This window comes from Dellaglioa sp. CoH-57-MRSF-16, assembly GCF_056782055.1.
This window is the reverse complement of the sequence record NZ_JBXAXZ010000007.1, coordinates 35,220-55,675: the sequence shown is the minus strand read 5'-3', so window position 1 is coordinate 55,675 and position 20,456 is coordinate 35,220. Positions and strand designations below refer to the sequence as shown.

The 20,456-nt window shown below is 33.9% G+C and carries 24 protein-coding genes, 1 other RNA gene and 1 other annotated feature; of the genes, 5 read left to right on the top strand and 20 right to left on the bottom strand.

Going from position 1 to position 20,456, the window contains the following annotated elements; translation table 11 throughout:
* Positions 1–21: 21 nt before the first annotated feature.
* The 7 genes from AC1RPH_RS07030 to AC1RPH_RS07000 all read right to left on the bottom strand — a co-directional run bounded on the left by AC1RPH_RS07030 (position 22) and on the right by AC1RPH_RS07000 (position 4,276).
* Positions 22–264, bottom strand: a complete 243-nt coding sequence (locus tag AC1RPH_RS07030; protein ID WP_481761905.1) for a YaaL family protein — start codon at positions 262–264, stop codon at positions 22–24.
* An 18-nt stretch (positions 265–282) separates the two neighbouring features.
* On the bottom strand, positions 283–882 hold the full coding sequence (gene recR / locus AC1RPH_RS07025) for a recombination mediator RecR (protein ID WP_409021522.1): 600 nt from the start codon (positions 880–882) through the stop codon (positions 283–285).
* Positions 883–909: 27 nt separating this feature from the next.
* A complete protein-coding gene (locus tag AC1RPH_RS07020) occupies positions 910–1,224 on the bottom strand; it encodes a YbaB/EbfC family nucleoid-associated protein (RefSeq protein WP_409021523.1) in 315 nt (104 codons plus the stop codon).
* Positions 1,225–1,241: 17 nt separating this feature from the next.
* On the bottom strand, positions 1,242–2,957 hold the full coding sequence (dnaX, locus tag AC1RPH_RS07015; protein ID WP_481761904.1) for a DNA polymerase III subunit gamma/tau: 1,716 nt from the start codon (positions 2,955–2,957) through the stop codon (positions 1,242–1,244).
* Between the two features lie 87 nt (positions 2,958–3,044).
* Positions 3,045–3,131, bottom strand: an RNA gene (gene ffs / locus AC1RPH_RS07010) — signal recognition particle sRNA small type.
* A 47-nt stretch (positions 3,132–3,178) separates the two neighbouring features.
* Positions 3,179–3,673, bottom strand: coding sequence for a tRNA adenosine(34) deaminase TadA (gene tadA, locus AC1RPH_RS07005; protein WP_409021525.1), 495 nt, complete (start codon positions 3,671–3,673; stop codon positions 3,179–3,181).
* The gene (locus tag AC1RPH_RS07000; RefSeq protein ID WP_481761903.1) at positions 3,674–4,276 is read right to left on the bottom strand and encodes a class I SAM-dependent methyltransferase; all 603 of its coding nucleotides are present in this window, start codon (positions 4,274–4,276) and stop codon (positions 3,674–3,676) included.
* A gap of 213 nt (positions 4,277–4,489) precedes the next feature.
* Between AC1RPH_RS07000 and nrdH the strand changes: the two genes are divergently transcribed.
* The 4 genes from nrdH to nrdF are packed head-to-tail and all read left to right on the top strand — an operon-like array spanning position 4,490 to position 8,263.
* Positions 4,490–4,720 (top strand): glutaredoxin-like protein NrdH, encoded by a 231-nt coding sequence (gene nrdH, locus AC1RPH_RS06995; protein ID WP_481761902.1) that lies wholly within the window; start codon positions 4,490–4,492, stop codon positions 4,718–4,720.
* Positions 4,720–5,100: a class Ib ribonucleoside-diphosphate reductase assembly flavoprotein NrdI gene (gene nrdI / locus AC1RPH_RS06990; RefSeq protein ID WP_481761901.1), complete on the top strand. Its 381-nt coding sequence runs from the start codon at positions 4,720–4,722 to the stop codon at positions 5,098–5,100. Before nrdH ends, nrdI begins: the two co-directional genes overlap by 1 nt.
* Positions 5,072–7,249 carry a class 1b ribonucleoside-diphosphate reductase subunit alpha gene (gene nrdE / locus AC1RPH_RS06985; RefSeq protein ID WP_481761900.1) on the top strand — a complete coding sequence of 726 codons (2,178 nt, stop codon included), beginning with the start codon at positions 5,072–5,074 and terminating at the stop codon, positions 7,247–7,249. The genes nrdI and nrdE overlap by 29 nt, the downstream gene beginning before the upstream one ends.
* Before the next feature lie 21 nt (positions 7,250–7,270).
* The gene (nrdF, locus tag AC1RPH_RS06980; protein WP_409021529.1) at positions 7,271–8,263 is read left to right on the top strand and encodes a class 1b ribonucleoside-diphosphate reductase subunit beta; all 993 of its coding nucleotides are present in this window, start codon (positions 7,271–7,273) and stop codon (positions 8,261–8,263) included.
* 70 nt (positions 8,264–8,333) lie between these two features.
* Here the strand turns inward: nrdF and AC1RPH_RS06975 are convergent, their stop codons facing one another.
* Positions 8,334–8,870, bottom strand: coding sequence for a DUF1648 domain-containing protein (locus tag AC1RPH_RS06975; protein ID WP_481761899.1), 537 nt, complete (start codon positions 8,868–8,870; stop codon positions 8,334–8,336).
* Positions 8,871–9,045: 175 nt separating this feature from the next.
* Positions 9,046–10,386 carry a hemolysin family protein gene (locus tag AC1RPH_RS06970; protein ID WP_481761898.1) on the bottom strand — a complete coding sequence of 447 codons (1,341 nt, stop codon included), beginning with the start codon at positions 10,384–10,386 and terminating at the stop codon, positions 9,046–9,048.
* Positions 10,387–10,629: 243 nt separating this feature from the next.
* On the opposite strand from AC1RPH_RS06970, the gene AC1RPH_RS06965 reads away from it, so the two are divergent.
* A complete protein-coding gene (locus AC1RPH_RS06965) occupies positions 10,630–11,268 on the top strand; it encodes a DUF998 domain-containing protein (protein WP_481761897.1) in 639 nt (212 codons plus the stop codon).
* Between the two features lie 275 nt (positions 11,269–11,543).
* Here AC1RPH_RS06965 and mprF read toward each other — a convergent pair whose 3' ends face one another.
* From mprF to AC1RPH_RS06910, 11 genes are all read right to left on the bottom strand, one after another.
* Positions 11,544–14,153, bottom strand: a complete 2,610-nt coding sequence (gene mprF / locus AC1RPH_RS06960; RefSeq protein ID WP_481761896.1) for a bifunctional lysylphosphatidylglycerol flippase/synthetase MprF — start codon at positions 14,151–14,153, stop codon at positions 11,544–11,546.
* Positions 14,154–14,747: 594 nt separating this feature from the next.
* Positions 14,748–15,116 carry a 50S ribosomal protein L7/L12 gene (gene rplL / locus AC1RPH_RS06955; protein ID WP_409021534.1) on the bottom strand — a complete coding sequence of 123 codons (369 nt, stop codon included), beginning with the start codon at positions 15,114–15,116 and terminating at the stop codon, positions 14,748–14,750.
* A gap of 69 nt (positions 15,117–15,185) precedes the next feature.
* Positions 15,186–15,692 (bottom strand): 50S ribosomal protein L10, encoded by a 507-nt coding sequence (gene rplJ / locus AC1RPH_RS06950; protein WP_481761895.1) that lies wholly within the window; start codon positions 15,690–15,692, stop codon positions 15,186–15,188.
* A 34-nt stretch (positions 15,693–15,726) separates the two neighbouring features.
* Positions 15,727–15,842, bottom strand: a sequence feature (ribosomal protein L10 leader region).
* Positions 15,843–15,905: 63 nt separating this feature from the next.
* Complete coding sequence (gene rplA, locus AC1RPH_RS06945) at positions 15,906–16,589, bottom strand: 50S ribosomal protein L1 (protein ID WP_409021536.1); 684 nt, start codon at positions 16,587–16,589, stop codon at positions 15,906–15,908.
* A gap of 105 nt (positions 16,590–16,694) precedes the next feature.
* Positions 16,695–17,120 carry a 50S ribosomal protein L11 gene (rplK, locus tag AC1RPH_RS06940; protein ID WP_409021537.1) on the bottom strand — a complete coding sequence of 142 codons (426 nt, stop codon included), beginning with the start codon at positions 17,118–17,120 and terminating at the stop codon, positions 16,695–16,697.
* 114 nt (positions 17,121–17,234) lie between these two features.
* Positions 17,235–18,092: an alpha/beta hydrolase gene (locus tag AC1RPH_RS06935; protein ID WP_481761894.1), complete on the bottom strand. Its 858-nt coding sequence runs from the start codon at positions 18,090–18,092 to the stop codon at positions 17,235–17,237.
* Positions 18,093–18,124: 32 nt separating this feature from the next.
* Positions 18,125–18,676: a transcription termination/antitermination protein NusG gene (nusG, locus tag AC1RPH_RS06930; protein ID WP_409022813.1), complete on the bottom strand. Its 552-nt coding sequence runs from the start codon at positions 18,674–18,676 to the stop codon at positions 18,125–18,127.
* 115 nt (positions 18,677–18,791) lie between these two features.
* Positions 18,792–18,971 carry a preprotein translocase subunit SecE gene (gene secE, locus AC1RPH_RS06925; RefSeq protein ID WP_057974232.1) on the bottom strand — a complete coding sequence of 60 codons (180 nt, stop codon included), beginning with the start codon at positions 18,969–18,971 and terminating at the stop codon, positions 18,792–18,794.
* A 10-nt stretch (positions 18,972–18,981) separates the two neighbouring features.
* On the bottom strand, positions 18,982–19,131 hold the full coding sequence (rpmG, locus tag AC1RPH_RS06920; RefSeq protein ID WP_057974231.1) for a 50S ribosomal protein L33: 150 nt from the start codon (positions 19,129–19,131) through the stop codon (positions 18,982–18,984).
* Between the two features lie 121 nt (positions 19,132–19,252).
* The gene (locus AC1RPH_RS06915; protein ID WP_481761893.1) at positions 19,253–19,861 is read right to left on the bottom strand and encodes an RNA polymerase sigma factor; all 609 of its coding nucleotides are present in this window, start codon (positions 19,859–19,861) and stop codon (positions 19,253–19,255) included.
* A gap of 68 nt (positions 19,862–19,929) precedes the next feature.
* Positions 19,930–20,454: an NYN domain-containing protein gene (locus AC1RPH_RS06910; protein WP_481761892.1), complete on the bottom strand. Its 525-nt coding sequence runs from the start codon at positions 20,452–20,454 to the stop codon at positions 19,930–19,932.
* Between the last annotated feature and the right edge of the window lie 2 nt (positions 20,455–20,456).

Below are 20,456 nucleotides of genomic sequence, written 5' to 3'. Positions count from 1 at the left end.
TGTCTCAACGTTCTTTCTAATTTAATGTGTGATTACTGAAGCCTGCATATGCCCTTTAACTGAACGAACACGCGCTTCATTATAGAGAAAGAAATATCTTTTTCTTGCCATCTGTGTTTCATTAATTAATTCTTCATCAACTTCGTAAATGGCCTCTTCAGTTTGTTTGGCTTGATCCCATGCTATTTTAGCGAGATCAATTGACTCTAGCAACTTAGCGTCATACTCTTTACGTAATTTAAGTTTTGTTTTTTTATTAAACATTACACCGTCAGCTCATTTCTATATTTCAGTACGTCCTTCAATCGCTTTAAACAACGTCATTTCATCTGCGTACTCAATATCGCTACCTACAGATAGTCCATGGGCTAATCTTGTCACTTTAATTCCAGCCGGTTTAATCAATCTCGATAAATACATTGACGTTGCTTCACCTTCTGGCGTTGCATTTGTCGCAATAATAACTTCCTGCATATCGGGATGCGATTGAAGACGTGTTAATAAACTTGTGATATTAATATCTTCCGGCCCTTTACCTTCAATTGGTGATAATACACCATGAAGCACGTGATACAAGCCGTGATACTCTTTCATTTTTTCTAAAGACATCACATCTTTAGGTTCTTCTACAACAATAACTTTGGTTTGATCACGTGATGAATCAGAACAAATCTGACAAGGATCTTCTTCAGTAATATTGCCACAGATACTACAATAATGTAGGTCTCGTTTGGCAGATATTAGTGATTTAGCAAAATCGGTGACATCATCTTCATCCATATCAATTGTAAAAAAAGCTAATCTTGTAGCAGTTTTACCACCAATACCTGGTAATTTCATATAACTTTCAATCAATTTTGCGATAGGTTCAGGATATTGCATTTTCTTTAGCCTTCTTTAATTTTAAGTTTATAGTCCAGGCATCCCTTGAGAATATTTACCCAATTTATCAGTTGTTGTTTTTTCAATTTTTGTCATAGCATCATTAACAGCCATAATAATTAAATCTTGTAACATATCAACATCATCAGGATCGACTGCTTCTTCTTTAATCATGATATCAGTCATTTTTTTGTCCCCTGTAAAGGTTACCTTAACTAAATCATTTGAAGCTTCGCCAACAAATTCAGTTGCATTCAAAGCCTCTTGGTCTTTTGTCATATCTTTTTGTAATTTTTGCATTTGTTTCATCATACCTTGCATATTACCATTTCCACGCATCATTATTAATTACTTCCTTTCTAATCCTGTTTAATTTCTATATTTTCTGTTCCAAAAATTTCTTCAGCTTTTGAAACAATTGGTTCTACTACTTCAGGTTCTGGCTCAATAATTGTTTCAGTTCCCTCGTGCTCATTTTGTTTAATGTAAGATTTTCGGACTTCTGGCCATTGCTCTGCTGTAATACAGACCACCTTAGGGACATGATGTAATAATCGATCTAACCCATTACCTAAAGCATCGAGTAACTCTGTATCACTTGAAGCTTTGACAGACAAGAATTCGTAATTAAAACTAACAAGTACACTGTCAGGACTAGCCGCAACCGGTTCACTAGCTTGCATAATCGCACGTTGTGTAACTGAAAGTTGATGCAACAACTCTGGCCAAACCTGTTTTAATTGTACCAAACTTTCTTTTGTTGCGTGATCTAAAATAGGATAAATTTGAGATAAATTTAATGTTGCTTTTTTTTGAGTAGAGGCAACTTTTTTAGGCTTAGCTATTACTGCCACTTGCGGTTGATTATCATTCTGACTTAAATCAATTATTTGCTTTTTCAAGTCTTCAACTGTTTTAGTTAAATTATTAATTTGTTTAGATGCATCTGAACTTAATTCTGATTGAGTCGTCTCCGCAATCGTATCAGAGGTATTAAATTGTGATAATCGAATTGTTAATACTTCTAAATAAACATCTGGATGTGTTGTAAATCGCATTTGTTGTTGAATTTCATTTAAAACATTTATCATTTGGTATAAGAAATCAGCAGAAATAGTCTGTGATAAGTTTTTAAAATCATCATTAACCATCCCTAATTCTAGTTGATTAATAAGTGCTGGTGCTTGCTGATATAATAGTAAATCACGACTATAGGCAATTAAATCTTCGATTAATCTAGTTGAATCTTTACCTTCGTCTATAATTGCTTGTATCGTTTCTAATGCCTCAGTAGTCGCTTTTTGACTAACTTCCGTGACGTAATTCTGTATTTTATCCTGTGTTACACTACCGGTTACTAACAAAGCATTATCCAAAGTCACCTTGTTATCACCGAATGAAATGACCTGATCTAAAATACTCAAAGCATCCCGCATTCCACCTTCAGCTGCTTTAGCGATAACTTTAAGCGCTGGTTCTTCATATTCAATTCCTTTTTCAGACAAAATATAAACCATTCGTTCATAACTGTCAGCTGGCGTAATACGCTTGAAATCAAATTTCTGAGTTCTAGAAATAATGGTTGCTGGAATCTTATGTGGTTCCGTTGTAGCAAGAATAAAAATAACATTTTCAGGTGGTTCTTCAAGCGTCTTCAAGAGTGCATTAAAAGCACCCGTAGATAGCATATGAACTTCATCAATAATATAGATTTTAAAATCAGCTTGTGTGGGTGCATACTTTACTTTGTCACGGATATCACGAATTTCTTCAACCCCATTATTAGAAGCGGCATCAATTTCGATAACATCGTTTAATTGACCATTCGTAATAGCGATACATGTCTCACATTTGTTACATGGTTCGCCATTTTCCTGGAAGTGACAATTAACTGCCTTAGCAAAAATTTTAGCTGCGGACGTTTTACCTGTTCCACGTGGACCATTAAAAATGTATGCATGACTTGTTTGTTGTGTCATAATTGCATTTTTCAACGTCTGCGTAATCATGTTTTGTCCAACTAAATCACTAAATTTTTGTGGACGCCAGACACGGTATAAAGCTTGGTAACTCATCACAATCTCTCCTTTCAAAATCTATAAATAGCTTTTTAAATAAAAAAATCTCTCAGCCATTTCTGACTAAGAGTCTTAAATAATCATAATTACTTAAGGCACAAAGTGAATCAAACTTAGTGCTGCTTCCTTCCGGATCTGACACAATTCGTAAGCACACTATTGCCTTAAGGCCTTGCGGCAATTATTATAATACATTAAATTCCAACAAAAAGCTACCTTTATGATTGCTTTTTTTCTTTTCTTTTACGACGAACTTCTCTAAAGAATGATTGGAGTAGGTCTTTGGCTTCATCTAATAATAATCCAGATTCTACTTTTGCTTGATGATTAAATCGTTCATCCGTTAATAAGTTCCCAATGCTGCCTGCAGTTCCTGCTTTAGGATCAAATGCACCAAAGTAAACTTCGGGGATTCTTGAATTGATAATCGCACCACTACACATTGGGCATGGTTCTAGTGTTACGAATAATTGCGCATCTACAAGACGCCAGCTATGAATCGTAGCACAGGCTTCTTGGATGGCTAAAATTTCAGCGTGAAGGGTTGCATCTTGCACGTGTTCACGAATATTATGGCCTCGTCCAATAATCTCACCATTTTGTACAACAACACAGCCAATTGGTACTTCACCAATAATTTTTGCATTTCTTGCTTCATATAAAGCTTCGCGCATAAAAAATTCTTTTTGTTCTTCAGTTAATTTTTCTACCATTTACTTCACACTCATTAAAATATAGTAACCTTTATCTTTTAAAATAATGTCACAATTACCAAAAACTTCAGTCATTCTCTTTTGAGCCGAACTTGCCCCTTGTTTCTTTTGTAATACAGCAAACAATTGTCCGCCAACTTTTAAATGGTCGAATGCGCCACTTAAAATTTCATGAACGACCTCTTTGCCTGCTCTAATAGGCGGGTTTGTAAGAATTGCAGCATAATCTGTCTTTTTTACATGACTGTATGCGGCAGATTCAAAAACTTCTATATTATTAATTTTATTGATTACCGCGTTCTTCTTTGCTAATTCTAATGCTAATTCGTTTACATCTGTCATGTCTATTTTTCGTTCTGGTTGATTCTTGGCTATAGCAAGTCCTATTGGACCGTATCCACATCCAACATCTAAAATATTTCCCGGAATTATTTTTTGTTGCTCAACTGCATTTAATAAAACTCTTGAACCAAAATCGACTGTTTTTTTTGAAAATACACCATTATCTGTGGTAAACTTAAACTCGTTGTTCAACAGTTTAAATGTCCATTCTTTTTCATCATGAATAACATCTGGATTTTTCGAAAAATAATAATTCGTCATATTTTTACCTACTTTCTCAATAGTTTCTATAATACGGAGAAAATCGAATTTTCGCAATCAAAATTTAATATAAACAATCCAAGACCTTGAACACTACATCTTGTGTGATGCAACTTAAAATCACACTAAATGTAGTGTTTTTTTCAATTGATTTTTGGATTATGTGTTGTATACTTATCTTATTAAACAAAACAACAAAGGGGAATTTATATAATGAAAAAAGTTACTGTATTTACAAAAAACAACTGCATCCAATGCAAAATGACAAAACGTTTTTTAGAAGAAAACAACGTCGACTTTGATGAACGTAACATTTCCGAAGACGATAACGCAATCGATTACTTGAAAGGCCAAGGTTTCCAAGCTGTTCCTGTTATAGAAGCTACTGGATTCGATACAATCGCAGGATTTCGTCCTGATATGCTTAAAAAGTTGGCAGTCTAATGAAAATTGTTTTCTTTAGCATTACTGGACAAACACGACGCTTCATCAATAAAATTGGCTATCCTTCATTTGAAATCGATCCAACAAACCCGCTTATTGAATTAAATGAACCCTATATTTTAATTGTTCCAACTTATGAAATTGGGCTCACTGAATCGGTCAACGACTTTATTGAATATCAATCAAATAGAGAAAATATACTGGGTGTTGTTGGCGGTGGGAACCGCAACTTCGCCCAACTTTTTATTTTTACAGCCAAAGATATCGCAACCGACTATCACGTCCCATTATTATATGAATTTGAATTCAATGGCACTGAAGAAGATGTAATCAATATGAAGAAAGTAGTTGATGAAATTGACATTAAAAACGTTAAATAGTGATAAAGTCACTTATTATGATTTAAATAATGAAATTAATATTCCCGTAGACGGTCAAATCCCACTTCAAAAAGATCAAGAAGCCTTAACCGCCTTTTTGAAAGAAAATGTTGCTGAAAATACAATGCAATTTGATTCATTAAAAGCACGTTTTGATTATTTAATTGACAACAACTATATTGAAACTGATTTTTATAATAAATATGACTTCTCATTTATAGAGGAGCTCTACGCTTATTTAGCAGCTCAAAAATTCCATTTCGGTACATTTATGGCTGCCTACAAATTTTATGCTCAATACGCACTTAAAACTGATAATAATGCCTATTACCTTGAAAATTATATTGATCGTGTTGCAATGAACGTTCTTTACTTTGCTGATGGTAATACAGAACTAGCTATGAATTTAGCTGACGAAATGATTCATCAACGTTACCAACCTGCTACACCTAGTTTCTTAAATGCCGGTCGTAAACGTCGTGGAGAATTAGTTTCTTGCTTCCTAATTCAAATTACTGATGATATGAATGGTATTGGACGTGGCATTAACTCAGCACTTCAATTATCTCGAATTGGTGGTGGTGTTGGTATTACGCTCAGTAATTTACGTGGCGCAGGTGCACCAATTAAAGGGATTGAGGGCGCTGCTTCTGGTGTTCTACCCGTTATGAAATTATTAGAAGATAGTTTTTCATATTCTAACCAACTAGGACAGCGTCAAGGTGCTGGAGTTGTCTATTTAGACGTCTTCCATCCAGATATTGTTGCTTTCCTGTCAGCTAAAAAAGAAAATGCTGATGAAAAAATCCGTGTTAAAACTTTATCACTAGGCATCACTGTACCTGATAAATTTTACGAACTCATTAAAGATAATGCAACGATGTATCTTTTCGATCCCTACGGTGTTGAAAGAGAATATGGAGTCCCTTATTCCTATGTTGATATCACAAAAGAATATGACAATATGGTTGCCAATAAAAATATTAGTAAAAAAACGATTCTTGCCCGCGAATTAGAAACTGAAATTTCTAAGCTGCAACAAGAGTCAGGCTATCCTTATATTGTCAATGTTGATACAGCAAATCGCGCAAACCCAATTGATGGTAAAATCATTATGAGTAATCTTTGTTCAGAAATCATGCAGGTTCAGACACCATCAACTGTGAATAATGCACAAGGCTACGATGTTATGGGGACTGATATTTCATGTAACTTAGGCTCAACTAACATTGTTAATATGATGGCTTCTCCAGATTTTGGCCGTTCAGTTGATTCAATGGTTCGCGCTTTAACTTTTGTAACTGATAGTTCAGATATTGATGTTGTGCCTCCTATTCAACATGGAAATAACTTAGCGCATACCATCGGTTTAGGTGCAATGGGCTTACATGCCTACTTCGCTAAAAACCATATGCATTATGGTTCAGAAGACTCAATCGATTTCACTAGTGTTTATTTTATGATGCTTAACTATTACTCATTAAAATCATCAAATGCTATCGCTAAAGAAAAAAATGAAACATTCCATAACTTTGAAAAAAGTACTTATGCAACTGGTACCTACTTTGATAAGTATCTTAACGAAGATTGGGGCCCTACTTCTGATAAAGTTGCTGCCTTATTTGATGGCATCGACATCCCTAATCAAGAAGATTGGGCGACTTTGAAAGCTAATATTCAAACTGACGGTCTTTATCATCAAAATAGATTGGCTGTTGCACCTAATGGCTCTATTTCATATATTAACGATACTACTGCCAGTCTTCACCCAATTATTAACCGAATCGAAGAGCGTCAAGAAAAGAAAATTGGAAAGATTTACTATCCAGCTCCTTACCTTTCAAATGACACGATTCCATACTATACTTCTGCATACGACATGGATATGCGTAAAGTTATTGACGTTTACGCTGCTGCACAGGAACATATCGATCAATCACTTAGTTTAACTTTATTCATGCGTTCAACGATTCCTGAAGGCCTCTACGAATGGAAAAATGGTCGGACAGATAAAATGACAACACGTGACTTAAACATTTTGCGTAATTATGCGTATAATAAAGGTATTAAGTCAATTTACTACATCAGAACCTTTACTGATGATCAAGAAGAAGTTGGCGCAAACGCTTGTGAGAGTTGTGTTATCTAAACTGTAACGGAGGAAAGTTAAATGAATAATGATAGTTACAAAGCAATTAATTGGAACGAAGTTGAAGATCAAGTTGATAAAGCAACTTGGGAAAAACTAACAGAACAATTTTGGTTAGATACACGTATCCCCCTTTCAAATGATTTAGATGATTGGCGTACACTGAGTCCTGCAGAAAAAACATTAGTTGGTCATGATTTTGGTGGGCTAACATTGTTGGATACGGTGCAATCACAAGATGGGATGGAAGCGTTGCGTCATGATACACGGACTGCCCACGAAGAAGCTGTTTTAAATAATATTCAATTTATGGAATCGGTTCATGCTAAAAGTTATTCATCAATTTTTTCAACGTTGAATACAGCTTCAGAGATTACTGAAATTTTCGAATGGACAGACAAAAACGAATTTTTACAAAAAAAAGCACAACGTATTAATGGTATTTACCAAAACGGGTCACCATTGGAGAAAAAAGTTGCTTCTGTTTTTCTTGAAACGTTCTTATTCTACTCTGGTTTCTATACGCCACTTTACTATTTAGGCCATAACAAACTGGCAAACGTTGCTGAAATTATTAAATTAATTTTACGTGATGAATCTGTTCATGGTACCTTCATTGGCTATAAATTCCAATTAGGATTCAACGAACTTTCTGAAGAAGAACAAGGTAAAATGAAGACCTGGATGTATGACCTTCTGTTTGAATTATATGAAAACGAAGAAAAATATACCCATGAACTTTATGATGAAGTTGGTTGGACTGAAGAAGTTTTAACCTTCTTACGTTACAATGCCAACAAAGCTCTAATGAATTTAGGCCAAGATCCTTTGTTCCCTGATACAGCTTCTGATGTTAATCCTGTTGTCATGAACGGAATTTCAACATCAACATCTAATCATGATTTCTTCTCTCAAGTTGGTAATGGCTACTTACTTGGTAGTGTGGAATCAATGGATGATTCAGATTATGAAATTGGTGAAAGCGGCCAAATGAAACGTCGTCCTAAACGTTAGAAAAAAATCCTTACTATCAGCCTAAAAACTGATAGTAAGGATTTTTTATTTAACAGTTTTAACTTTACAATTACAGTAACATTCCCACTATTCCCGCACAAAGTATCAATATTCCTATAATGACCATCCATACACCTGATAAACGATTTAATTTCTCACGATGACTAGAATCCTGCGTTATTTTCTTCATCCTAAAGTTGGTATATTTATTAGGAACCGTTTTAGGCGCATAGTTTCCTAAGATGATCAGCAATGTTCCCACTATCAGTGCAACACTGCTAATAATATTAACCTGATGTCCCAACGCGGTAGCAAATATCATTGTTGCTAAAAGTATTGATAAGATTGGCGTAATCCAAATTAAAGCTGTATCTAGTTTCTTATTTTGACGATTAGTGTTATCTATTACCATTATCACCACATTGATTAAAATCATCAATAATGGGAACCCAATAATAACTAGATTTTTATCACCATACTGATCAATATTACCACCTATATTCCAGTGAATCGGAATTTTATTGGGTAATTTGTGATACAAAACTACTCCCATAATCATTGGAACAAATCCAAATAAGATGGCGCTGATATTCCTTTTATTTTTCATAATTGTCTCCTCCTACCAGATATTGTGACCATTTTAAATAATTCGAAATAGTCGTTTGATTCAAATTAATATGGTTACTACTTTTACCAATTGGCAAGCTATAATCCTTACCAGTAATGTAGTAAAAAAAATAGCATTTAGAGCTAATTAAAAACTAACCCTAAATACTATTTTTTTAAGCGTTCACTTTGTTAATCACTCTTTTATCTGTTGGTAAAACAGTTACTTCAAATTCTGAAATATAAGCATTTTCATAGTCCAATGCCTTAATATTAAAATTAGCAATTTTCATTTCATCATTAGCTCGAAATTTTGAGTCATTATTAAGCACAAATCCAGTAAGCGTCACCGCTTCACTTTCTTCCGTTTCTTTAAGCGTTGTATCAAAATATCTTTCAAAATCATATAATGTCACTTTACCTGAAACTTTAAATTTATTGTTTCCCATATCTACTATATTATCGTCATTCGTATCATCAAATTCTTCTCTAACAACACCAAATAATTCTTCATAGATATCTTTATCTGTAACAATCCCTGAAGTCCCACCATACTCATTAACGACGATAACGATTGGTGTTCTCTTAGATACCATAACATCCATAATACTATGAACTTCAGCATTTTCTTGAACGGCCGGAATATCACGCATAATTGTTGAAATCAAATTTGTCTTATCAATTTTTTCCTGTCGCAATAAATCATAACTATAAACGTACCCGATAACTTTATCTTTATCATTGTTAGCAATAACTGGGAACCTTGAATATCTAGTTCTCCAATATAAATTAACAACGTTTCTAATTGAATCGTCTACGTCTACTGCAACCATCGATGTTCGGTCAATCATGATATCTTCTGCCACTTTATCATTCATATCAAATGCTCGTCGCATGAATGTTAAATCTTCTTCATCAAGTTCACCAGCATTTGCGGATAATCGAGATAATGAGAGAATTTCAGTTTGCGAATAAATATCTTCTTCATTTTCAACTTCATAACCTAACAAATGCGTAATCCAATTTGCTGAACGATCTAAAATCCAAATTAATGGGTATAACACAATATGGAAAAACATAATAGGACGGACAATAAATAATAATACTGGCAATGGATCTGCAATTGCAATATTTTTAGGTACTAAATCAGTAAAAACAGCATGAATAACAGTAAAAATAAGAATTGCAGCAACCGATGCAATAGCATTTGCCATAGCCGCGGGTAATATATTTGATTGTATAATCGCATCTGCTATTGTTTTTTCACCAATCCAACCTAAAATCAAACTAGTTGAAGTGATTCCAACTTGGGCCGTTGACAGATACTCCGTTAGGTTCTCCGTCATATGAATAGCCCGCTTAATATTTTTAAGCGGCTTTTTCCCATACATATCTTTCAATGCACTAATACGGACACGAACCAACGCATACTCAGTCAGTGTAAATAACACAGACAAAAGTAATATTGCGATAATAACAATTACATTCACTAAATAATTTTCCGGACCAGAATCCAAGGTAACACCCTACTTTCAATTTGTTGTAATTTCTTAACTTCCATTATATCAAAAATATTGTTCATAAACTAGTTAACACTTTATCATTATATCTAAAATAAGGCTATCTAAATCGATATATCTTGGTATTATCTTAATTATAATTAAGAAGTGTCATTTTTAATTAGCCTTTTCGTAAACAACTATTACTTAAATAAGTTATAATAAAATTATCATATAAATAATTAGAATTGGGGATCTATAATGAATTTTTTAAAGAAATATGGTTTTTATTTAATGGCACTTGCCGTTATAAGTGAGTGGATTTTGCCTTTAGCATTAGCACCATTTGTACCTGGTTATTTGCAATTCACTAATTTAATTAGTGATTTTGGGGAAGTTGGCGTTCCAACTCATATGGCATTTAAAGTTTGGGAAGTTATAAATGGACTTCTTTTCTTACTTTCAGCACCAGCTTTCTATGAATATTTTAAAGGTACGTCAAAAAAATTAGCCAGCTGGTTTACCGCTATGTTAATTATTTTTAGTATGACCGATTGTCTTTTAACAGGAATTTTCGATCGTGCACTCACATCAAATACACAAAGCATTACGGGTATGATCCACAATTATTCGTCAGGCATTGGCGACACCGCTCTTTTGATTAGTATGTTTTTTTTATTAAAACTCTATCAAAAGCAAGGTAAAAAACTAATTACAACCCTTTTATTAGTTGCCTTTATTATTTCACTAGGAATTCAATTTTTATTTGTTTATCCAAGAATTATGCCAGATTCACAATTTAAAATTCCTTATCGTGGTTTGTGGCAACGTTTAAATTTATGGTTACTCTATATGCCATTTTTATTAATCTCTATCAAAAATATGTTTAAAAAAAGATAATACTAATTAATGAAATGCCTCACAATTATTAGACATAAGTCTAGTAATTGTGAGGCATTTTTATATCTAAATAATCGAGTAAGAAAGCAATCATCATACGCAGTTTCCAGACTAAAAGTACGTTAAATTAACTATTTGTTCACTACATTTAGAGTTTCTTTTGCTTCATAACAAACGTATTTCTTGCAAATTAAAAGACATAATTCCGATATTTTACCGGAATTATGTCTTGGTGTCTCAAATAATATATATCTCTACCCTTTTAATATACTATATTATCTAATATTCTTTATTAAAAACTTCATTATAGGGCTAGGCATTCTATCCTTTTTATCTACTGATTTTTTTTGATTTACAACTGCTAAAATCTGTAATAACGTAAAGGCAATCGAACTACGTTTCCTAAATGAAATATATTTTGGCTGCCATTTAGTTACATATTTATTTTTATACTTCTTTAGTCCCTGGAAACCATAAAAATGATACCCATATTCATAAATTAAATGAGCTATTTTTTCTTCCGCAAAACTAAATTTAGATTCACCTACATTCGACAATGGTGCCATACCCATATCGAATAATTCATAGCCGCCTTCTTTTGCTTGTTGAAAAAGGCTAATAAAGATTTTATCCATAATACCAGATGGCGCTTCTTCTCTACTATATCTCATCAAATCAATCGATAAGACCCTATTATTTCCGGTTGGCATCATTGTCGCAAAGGCAACCTTATGTCCCTCAGAATCATTAATAATAGCAATAGGCGCTTGATTAAGATAATATTCATCGAAAAATCCTAAAGAAAATCCTTTTTCAGCTTGTCCATTCAGCCAACTATCAGATATTTTTTTCAATTCTTGAATAGTTTCCTTTGAATAAGGGGGCTCGATCATTGCAAATGTATAGTTTTCTCGTTCAAATTTATTCATTAAAGCACGTTCAGAACGTCTTTTTTTACCAGCCAATTCAAATTCAGCTACTCTAACAAAACCTTCTTCACCCGTTTTAATGAAATCAAATCCAACTTCATGTAACATCATTGTTAACTTCGCATCAACTTCATAAAAAACTAATTCTAATCCTTCAATATCTGCGTCAACAATAAATTGATTAATTGCTTCACGAATAAACTCATGATTACCAACAGGTTCACCCATAACCACTAATTTATTCGATTTTTTTTGATAAAGGAAAAATACTTCGTCCTGTCCATCATTTTGATAGAAATAAACATTTTTATCCTTTAAAAATGAAAGATGACTGACTTCATTACCACCATAAGTATCAATTACATTTTTAACACGATCTGCTGGAAAATCTTGCTTACCAAATCGTTTATCCTTACCAGATAAGTACGTAAATGCAATCCATAACACCACAACTGCAGAAAGTAAACCTAGGAATCCTGATAGCCATATCTTTTCTGAAGGAAATAAGAATACATCTGGAACTTTACCCTTAAAGTGGAATTCTGGCATGTTATAGAATCCTACGATTGTGTATAAAATGAATGTTCCAGCAAATATACTTCCATCAATTAATAAACGGCCCCATGAATATTCAAATCTTTCACGATAAAATATTGGTTTAGATAATAGTGCACAAATGAGAATGATAGTTAAGAAAATAAGTATTGTTACTGAGAAATCATGCCACAATGTATTAGCAATACCCACGACAACAAAGATAATCATTGGCCAATAGACACGTTTAACTTTAGATTCAATACCTCGACCAATCCCAATCATTAAGAATGCAAGTATAATATTACTCATTTGATGAATGAAATAAAAGGTATAAGGATATAAGTAATTAATAATTGGATTAGTAAATGTAAATTCTGGAACCGTTGAAGCAAGTAATAAGATGATACCTGTCATATAGAAAAATAACACAAGTATAAAATGTGCTACTCTACTGAGTAAGATAACTGGTAGTCCATTTAAGTACTCATTAAGACGATGTCCTGAATCTTTAACGAATAATAATACCCCCACTAAGAATGGGAATATATAATAAAATAATCGATAAAACAATAACCAGATAACAGCTGTGCTATCCTGTACACCTAATGTTTGTAACCCTAAAATCATAAAGACATCAAAAGAACCTAACCCACCCGGAATCATTGAAATAACACCGATAATTGATGCGATAATAAATAACGGGAAGACAGCAACTAAATTAGATGTATCAACATTCATCATAAATCCGATATAAATGAAAAATAAACCAGCAGATCCCCATTCTAAGGAAGAGCCAAGTATTAACGTTAGTTCACGACCTAATGTTAAATCTGCAAAAAATTCTGAATCTCTTGTCTTTGTAATAATAAAAACAATTGGAAAATATAGGCCACCTAATAACAACCAGACCCAATACTGTCCGAATTGTGGTCCAATATTTAATCCAAAAATCATGAATAAAGAAACCCAACAATATAGTGATAGACCCGCAACTAAAAATAATGCTATTTTTGATATAGCAAATAGCACCTGTTTTTTAGACGCATTTTTACTATAAAAATTAGCTCTAAGTGATGCACCTAGTAGGCCACCAAATCCTGCTATGTTAGTCATTGTATTCGTTATCCAACCGCTTTGAAGAATGTATCGCCAAGAATACTTTTCTGGTAAAAATTTAACCATGACAAAATCATAAATCATCATCGGAAGGACAGCAATAAATCCAATTACCAACATTAATATAATGGATTTTACTGACTGTGATTCAAAACTTTGCTGAACTTGTTCACCATTTATATCCTTAAATATTTGTCCAACTTGGATAATAACAAAAATTAAAACTGATAAAACAAATAAAAGCTTAATTGCTGTTAATCTTTTTTTAATAAATTCATTACACGTACTAATTATTTTTTTCATTTTTTGAATCCCCCGATTTATTTTTTGTTACTTATACTCCCCCCGGAATATATAATACTATTTTTTCTTTTGTTCTACGTAACCTTCATTTCACAATAAAGTCTATATCGTTAATAAAATTAATGTAGTCTATGTAAAATTTGGTATAAAATAACTAACATCACCATAAAAATAATTTGCTTCGATCTAGTTACTATTTCTAAATTAACTCTTTTATCTACATACTAACTAATTTTAAATAAGCGCTGGTGATCATGCCAAACTGTGGACATTAATAAATAACTAATGATGTATATAGAAAAAGTTTAACATTAATTAATAATTCGACGAATTTCTAATTTTAAAGAGATTTCAAACGCTAATATTGGAATAGTTATCGCTATCCTTTAAATAGACGCTTCTAATTATGTTCGTTTATAGCTTACCCCCTCTACATTTTGTCCATTTTATTCAATATTTTTTCAGATATATGTTTATTTAAATACCTTACCACGATTTATTAACATAACCAAACATTTTGCAAAAAAATAGCACGATGATTTCCAATAAATTGGAAATCATCGTGCTTAAAATTATTCAAAAATAAAAATATTATTATTTGAGAGTAACTACTGCGCCAACTTCTTCTAAAGAAGCTTTCATTGCTTCAGCTTCGTCTTTAGAAATACCTTCTTTGATAACTGATGGAATGTTATCAACTAAACCTTTAGCGTCTTTAAGGCCTAAACCTGTAATTTCGCGAACGGCTTTGATAGCTTTAACTTTTTGGTCGCCAGCTTCTGTTAATTCAACAGTAAATTCTGATTTTTCAGCAGCAGCTTCGCCAGCACCAGCGCCAGCAGCAGCTACAGGAGCAGCAGCTGAAACACCGAATTCTTCTTCGATTGCTTTAACTAAGTCGTTTAAATCTAAAATGCTTGCTTCTTTTAAATCAGCAATGATTTTTTCTGTATCTAATGACATGTGTGTATCCTCCATTTTATGTGTACGATTTTGTGTGTACCTTTAGGTACCGATCATAGATGCTAAGTATTAAGCAGCAGGTTCTTCGTCTTTACTTTCTGCAACAGCGTTAATTGCATAAGCAACGTTGCGAACAGGTGCTTGTAATACTGAAAGTAACATTGAAAGTAAGCCATCACGACTAGGTAATGTAGCAAGAGCGTTAATTTCTTCTAACGTTGCAACTTTACCTTCAATGACACCACCTTTAATGCTAAGTGCTTCAGCAGTCTTAGCAAAATTAGCCATAATACGTGCAGGTGCAACAACATCTTCGCTAGAAAATGCGACTGCAGTAGGTCCAGAAAATACTTCTTCCATACCTTCATACCCTGCTTTTTCAGCAGCACGTACTAAAATCTTGTTTTTGATAACTTTCATTTCAACGCCTGCTTCGCGTAATTCCTTACGTAATGCAGTCACTTGTTCAACCGTTAAACCACGGTAATCCACAACAACTGCAGATGCAGCGTTATTGAATTTTTCAGTTACTTCATCCACAATTAATGCTTTTTGTGCGATAAATTCTTTACTCATAATTGATTCACCTCCTGTAGTCGTGTCAGAGCTTTTTTACAATAAAAAAACTCCGTGTCCACCAAGACACAGAGAGAGTAATACTTCACTCCTCGGCAGGTAAATTAAGGCTTGCGCCACCTGAGTCTTCGGTAGAATCATAAATTAATTGACTTCCATAAATTTAACACAGTTAGATATATGGGTCAACTAAAGAAATTTAATTATCTAATATTAGTTTTGAGCCAAGTTTAAGCTTGGACCAAATGTTGTAGCAACAGATAAATGTTTGATATAGCCACCCTTAACTGATGATGGGCGAGCTTTAACAATAACATCGTTGATAACATCAAAGTTACCAATTAATGCTGCATCATCAAATGATACTTTACCAATTGGAACATGAACATTTCCATCTCTATCAGTACGGTAAGTTACCTTGCCGGCTTTAGATTCTGAAACTGCTTTTTCAACGTCCATTGTAACAGTACCTGTTTTAGGATTAGGCATTAAACCTTTAGGTCCTAAGACACGGCCTAAACGTCCAACTTGGGCCATCATATCTGGTGTTGCAATAGCAACATCAAAATCTAACCAGCCACCAGAAATACGTTCAACCAAGTCATCATCACCAACAACGTCAGCGCCGGCTGCAAGTGCAGCTTTAGCTTTATCGCCTTTAGCGAATACAACAACAGTTTGGTCTTTACCAGTACCATTTGGAAGTACAACAGCCCCACGTAATTGTTGGTCTGCTTGTTTTGTATCTAAGTTTAAGTTGTAAGCAAGTTCAATTGTAGCGTCAAACTTAGCAAAGTCCATTTTCTTAGCTAATGCGATTGCATCAGTAATTGAATAGTTTTTACCTTCTTCAACTTGTTTTAAAGCGTCTTGATAATTTTTACCTTTTTTAGCCATCTTGAATTTTCCTCCTTGCAATATGTGGTCTAACGGATAAACCTCCCACTTGATACATCTATTTTCATAGAGTATCCGACCGAGAAGCGTGTTTGTAGTTAGGAATTAACCTTCTACAACGAATCCCATGCTTCGTGCAGTTCCTTCGATCATGCGCATTGCAGATTCAACACCTGAAGCGTTTAGATCTTGCATTTTAGTTTCAGCGATTTGTTGAACTTGAGCACTAGTTACTGTTGCAACTTTTTTAGTGTTAGGTTCGCCAGAACCACTTTCAACGCCTGCAGCTTTCTTTAAAAGAACTGCTGCGGGTGGTGTTTTTGTAACGAAATCGAATGAACGATCTTCGTAAACACTAATTACAACGGGAATTAACATACCAGCTTGGTCAGCTGTACGTGCATTGAATTCCTTTGTAAAGCCCATGATATTAATACCAGCTTGTCCTAATGCAGGACCAACCGGTGGAGCAGGAGTTGCTTTCCCTGCTGGAATTTGTAATTTAACGACGTTTGCTACTGTTTTAGCCACGTGACATACCTCCTTGTAAAATCCGTGCGTGGTAAATGGAGATATAAATTTCTCCTCCCACTGTATGCAGAACATACTAATATAATATAACACCCAGATGGGTTCCACGCAATCTTATTTATGCTTTTTCCATAAAAATGTGTAAATTGATTCATCAACTCGTTTATTTTCATGTAATAATCTGTGTGCTGCTCTTCGACCGCTCACAATAAGTTCCTGATAATTAAGCTGATTTTCAACTAAATAGCGAAGTGATAAAACACTATTAATGGAAACAGCGCCATCATTGCCATTTTTCAAATCGCCAGCAATATTTAAAAATTGTAAATTCTCCGGTAGATGCTGCATTGCCTTTTCAAAATACTGGTAGAGTGAAGTCGTTTCCACTGGACCTTTATCAGTTAAAAATAAATCTTCAATGATAGGCGTATTTTGTGCTACATTATGATCATTGTATGGTGCACCAATTGAAATGGCATGTGCCACCATTGGGACATCAGTCATATCTCTGTATTCTGTCATATAGCGTAATATACTGACACTACCCATTGAATGCCCAACAAAATCGACCTTTTCAATGGCATAAGCGCCATATAAAAATTGCATAATATAATGTAACCATAAGCTTTGTTTTTCAACAGGAGCTATATTATTTTTAAATAAAACTTGAATGAATGGTTGCGCAGATCTTAATTGACCTTCAACATGTAAACTACCATTATCATCAACTATGATAACCATATCTTTACGACCATAGCCTGCTCGTTCAAAACGGGCAATCATTGGGCCAAAAGAAAGTCGATTACCACTATAACCGTGAACAAATAGTGTTGGGGTCATCTTGTCGCTAGGTACAATTGGATCAGAGGCATCAATTGAAACATGCCCTAATCGTCTAAATTTATTCCCAATGAAAAAACTTGTGCCTGCTCCTAGACCTAACAAGCCTATCTTCAAAAGTCCCTTAGTCATTAAATCACCTTCTACTTTTGTGAGTTATCACCCTAGCCTAATAATTTATCTACTTGATCAAAGTTCAATTCTGTACTTGTTTCACGACCAAACATATCAATATCAACTTTAAGTTTTAATTTTTCATTATCAATTTCCGTTACTTTACCGATAAGGTTAGCAAATGCACCTTCAATAATTGTGACAGATTCACCAATTTCAATGTCCAATTCTTGATGACGAGCACTCATACCCAAACGACGAAGAATCAATTCTACTTCTTCAGGTAATAGTGGTGCTGGTTTACTTCCGGCCCCATGAGAACCAACGAACCCAGTTACGCCTGGTGTATTACGAACAACATACCATGATTCATCTGACATACCCATCTCAACTAAAACATATCCAGGGAATGTTTTCTTCATATCTGTTTTTTCTTTACCATTTTTAACTTCACGTTCTTCTTCTTCAGGAACAACTACACGGAAAATAAAATCTTCCATACCCATTGATTGTGCACGTGATTCAATATTTGTTTTAACTTTATTTTCGTAACCAGAGTAAGTATGTAAGACATACCAACTTTTTTCGATTGATTCCATTATATATATCTCTCCTTAAATTATCAGCTTCATTTTTCTCAAACAAAAAAAACTCCGCATCAACGAAGTTTTCTCACTTGTGTCATTATATCAAAACATCAGTTAAATAGCTATTCTTCTATGAAAATAGGGTTAAGAATGCAGAAGCACCTGAATCAACAATCCAGAAGAAAATCGCAAACATAATTGCAGTTACAACAACAGTTGTTGTATCACGACGTAGTTCCTTACCTGTTGGCCAAGTTGTTGCTTTAATTTCTACGATAACACTTTTAAGAAATGCATTAATTTTTCTCATAACTATCCCCCTATTTTGTTTCACGATGTAACGTATGTTTATTACAATATTTACAAAATTTATTTACTTCTAAGCGTTCGGTTCTGCTCGGTTTTGCAGCTACAATATAATTTCGTGAGCCACAAACGATACAAGCCAATGCTACTTTTCTTTGTGCCATGACTTTTTCTCCTTAATGTAAAGTTAACTAACGCTAACTTCGACTAACATTTTTAAAGAATACACTCATTTTACATTAAAAGAAAGAAAAAAGGAACCACCCTCTTTTCTTTCTTTCCTAATTATCGATTTTCTTTAAAAAATAACCCAAGCTTACTCTTACACCTTGAGATAGATCCTAATACCTTTTTCATATCGCACTCTAAAATAAGCGCAATTTCTTCTGGCTTTTTCATTTGATAATAAAGTAAAACAAAAGTACTTCTTTCTAACTCTGACAATTTCAATTCAAAATCATCCAATTTTTCTTGAAGGATAATTCTGTCATCTGCCAATATCTCACAATAAAACGAAGGCCGTTCACATTCACCATAAGTTTCTTCATATCGTTCCAAAGAATGCGAGTTCGCATCAGACAGCCTTTTAGTCGCTGATTGTTTGCGAATTAAACTAAAAATACAATTCGATAGACTGGTTTTAAAATACTGTCCAAACGTAATTCCTTTGTTCGGTTGGTAATTTTTTAATGCTTTAAAACAAACAGCTCTAGCCTCTTGTAAAAAATCTTCAGTATCCCATAATTTTAGATAGTATTTACGAATCATCGAATAAACCATTGGACGATATCGTTCAAATAACGGTTCAAATTTATGTTCTGCACCTAATTTAATTTGGCAAATCAATTGAAAATCTGTTTCGTTTTCAGTACTCCGGTAAGTTTCATCTAACAAGTAGACTCTCCATATCCGGGTCTCCATTTTTCAATATACCAAACATAATGACTGATTACAACAGTTGCTTAGTCATGTGATAGGTGATCACGCAATTCAGCCAGACTATCTAATTGTTCTGAGTCCCATGGTGAACGACGAACCGATGCCTCCGTTTGATATTTTTTGGCTTGTTGAGCAACTTCTTTTTTAGATTCATTAATGTCTTTGTATAACTCCCATGCAGGAATTCTTAATGCACCTTGTGAGAAAATAGTCCACTGTTCTGCTTGATCACTCGTTGCAACAGTTACCTGTGTGAGTTTAGTCTGTAACTCACCTATCATTGCTTCAATATAACTATCAGCCGTCTGACCCTCTGCTGTCCAAATAATCTCTAATCCATATTTTGTATAACTCTTTGATAGTCCTGGAACATACATTGCATCAAAGACAACGATTAACCGAGAGTCAATCTGTTTATGATAATTTGATAATTTGTGCAGTAGCAAGTCACGTGCTTCATCAAGTCGCTCTGATTGTTTCAATCGATTTAATTCTGGCCAATTACCAATCATATTATAGGCATCTACAACCAAAATTTGCTTTTTCATTA

Coding starts and splice junctions, on each gene's coding strand:
- AC1RPH_RS07030 (WP_481761905.1), bottom strand. CDS start 264: ATGTTTAATAAAAAAACAAAACTTAAATTACGTAAAGAGTATGACGCT.
- recR (WP_409021522.1), bottom strand. CDS start 882: ATGCAATATCCTGAACCTATCGCAAAATTGATTGAAAGTTATATGAAA.
- AC1RPH_RS07020 (WP_409021523.1), bottom strand. CDS start 1,224: ATGATGCGTGGAAATGGTAATATGCAAGGTATGATGAAACAAATGCAA.
- dnaX (WP_481761904.1), bottom strand. CDS start 2,957: ATGAGTTACCAAGCTTTATACCGTGTCTGGCGTCCACAAAAATTTAGT.
- tadA (WP_409021525.1), bottom strand. CDS start 3,673: ATGGTAGAAAAATTAACTGAAGAACAAAAAGAATTTTTTATGCGCGAA.
- AC1RPH_RS07000 (WP_481761903.1), bottom strand. CDS start 4,276: ATGACGAATTATTATTTTTCGAAAAATCCAGATGTTATTCATGATGAA.
- nrdH (WP_481761902.1), top strand. CDS start 4,490: ATGAAAAAAGTTACTGTATTTACAAAAAACAACTGCATCCAATGCAAA.
- nrdI (WP_481761901.1), top strand. CDS start 4,720: ATGAAAATTGTTTTCTTTAGCATTACTGGACAAACACGACGCTTCATC.
- nrdE (WP_481761900.1), top strand. CDS start 5,072: ATGAAATTGACATTAAAAACGTTAAATAGTGATAAAGTCACTTATTAT.
- nrdF (WP_409021529.1), top strand. CDS start 7,271: ATGAATAATGATAGTTACAAAGCAATTAATTGGAACGAAGTTGAAGAT.
- AC1RPH_RS06975 (WP_481761899.1), bottom strand. CDS start 8,870: ATGAAAAATAAAAGGAATATCAGCGCCATCTTATTTGGATTTGTTCCA.
- AC1RPH_RS06965 (WP_481761897.1), top strand. CDS start 10,630: ATGAATTTTTTAAAGAAATATGGTTTTTATTTAATGGCACTTGCCGTT.
- mprF (WP_481761896.1), bottom strand. CDS start 14,153: ATGAAAAAAATAATTAGTACGTGTAATGAATTTATTAAAAAAAGATTA.
- rplL (WP_409021534.1), bottom strand. CDS start 15,116: ATGTCATTAGATACAGAAAAAATCATTGCTGATTTAAAAGAAGCAAGC.
- rplJ (WP_481761895.1), bottom strand. CDS start 15,692: ATGAGTAAAGAATTTATCGCACAAAAAGCATTAATTGTGGATGAAGTA.
- rplA (WP_409021536.1), bottom strand. CDS start 16,589: ATGGCTAAAAAAGGTAAAAATTATCAAGACGCTTTAAAACAAGTTGAA.
- AC1RPH_RS06935 (WP_481761894.1), bottom strand. CDS start 18,092: ATGACTAAGGGACTTTTGAAGATAGGCTTGTTAGGTCTAGGAGCAGGC.
- secE (WP_057974232.1), bottom strand. CDS start 18,971: ATGAGAAAAATTAATGCATTTCTTAAAAGTGTTATCGTAGAAATTAAA.
- rpmG (WP_057974231.1), bottom strand. CDS start 19,131: ATGGCACAAAGAAAAGTAGCATTGGCTTGTATCGTTTGTGGCTCACGA.
- AC1RPH_RS06910 (WP_481761892.1), bottom strand. CDS start 20,454: ATGAAAAAGCAAATTTTGGTTGTAGATGCCTATAATATGATTGGTAAT.